Origin of the sequence: Mesorhizobium sp. M0045, from assembly GCF_040323385.1 — a bacterium.
Classification (GTDB): domain Bacteria; phylum Pseudomonadota; class Alphaproteobacteria; order Rhizobiales; family Rhizobiaceae; genus Mesorhizobium.
The window spans coordinates 1-1541 of the sequence record NZ_JAMYUY010000066.1 but is presented as its reverse complement, the minus strand read 5'-3'; the positions used below and the strand labels follow the sequence as shown (position 1 = coordinate 1541).

Here is a 1541-nt window from a genome sequence, read left to right as displayed (position 1 = left end):
TTCTCACGAAGACCGTCACTCTGCGATTCAGCGAGATGGTGGCTTTGATACGGTCGGGTCGATAGAAACGAATGTTGCAAACGGTTTCACGATGGCGGCAGTCGGAGACCTTCTCTTGGCGCGGCCGGTGACAAAAGGCCAATATCCCGGCTTGGCCGATGTTTTTGAAACCTTTCATGGTGCGGACGTCACTTTCGGCAATTTGGAGACCAACATCTTGGATGTTCGGTCTAAAGGATGCCCACAGGCTGAGTACGGCGGTGCGTATTGCATCAGCGCTCCCGAGCTTGGACCTGACTTGAAGGCGATGGGCTTCAATATGCTCAGCCGCGCGAATAACCATACCCTTGACTGGGGCGTCGAAGGTATGCGCGAGACGAGCCGGGCGCTTGAGGAGAACGGGATCATCCATGCAGGTGCCGGCGAAAATCTCGCACAGGCGGGCGCTGCTCGCTATTGGGAAACCCCTCGCGGCCGCGTCGCGTTAGTATCATTCACTACAACGTTCGAGCCAATATCTCGTGCCTGCGACCCTGCCGGGGAGGCACCGGCTAGGCCCGGCCTCAATGCTCTTCGCTTGACGAAGAGCGTTGTCGTTCCAGCGGAGATGCTGGAGAGTTTGAGGCGGGTACGCAATGTGTTGCCTGACAGTATGCCCGGCGTGCAGGATCCGAGCCGGGTCGTAGTAGCTGGGGTGGCATTTAAAAGCGGTGACAAGGCCGGCTACAGCTTTGAGCCAAACACGCGCGATGTCGCCCATATTTTACGGAACGTTCGTCAGGGCAAGCAGTTCTCCGACTTCTGCATCGCAACGAACCATGGGCACGAGCCTGGGGAGTGGAGCCTGGAACCACCGGATTACGAACAAGACTTTGCGCGTAAGCTAATCAATGCTGGAGCCGATGCATACATTGTACACGGGCCCCATGTGTTGCGAGGCATAGAGATCTACAAAGGGCGACCTATTTTTTACAGCCTGGGGAATTTCTTCTGTCAGGACCTTCGGACGCCGGTGGGCGCCGACATGTACGAAGCATATGGTAAGGATCCGCGGGTCGATACGGACGCCGAAGTGACGGTCGACGAGGTGGCAAAAGGATACCCGACAGCAGAAGGATTAATTGGTCCTCAATCCGATGCGATCTATTACGAGAGCGTCGTCGCCGTCAGCCGGTTTGAGCAGAACCAGCTTGCTGAATTGAGACTCTATCCAATCGAGCTCCGTCGCACGAACAGGTTTGCCAATCGCGGAGTGCCCCGTTTAGCTCCAGCACCGCTGGGAAAAGAAATTCTGGAGCGGCTGCAGGAGCTCTCCAAGCCATTTGGCACCAAAATCGACATCGAAAATGGCATCGGATTGATCCGACTACAGCCTACCACGGCCTAATGTGGCGCAGCGATAACCGCGTTGACCTTGGCCTCTGACGCCAGGTGATGACGACGGGATGCGACCTGCCGCACTGCATCTAAGAAAAGATGCACCACTTGCATGCTGATTTAGCCGCCCAATCACAGCGGACAAGCGCATCACCTGTGAGAGC

The 1541-nt window shown here is 56.5% G+C and carries 1 protein-coding gene; it reads left to right on the top strand.

What is annotated here, in order from left to right; all coding sequences use genetic code 11:
* Positions 1-1387 (top strand): CapA family protein (locus tag NKJ72_RS30875; RefSeq protein ID WP_502901929.1); only part of this gene is annotated, 1387 nt, incomplete at its 5' end.
* Between the last annotated feature and the right edge of the window lie 154 nt (positions 1388-1541).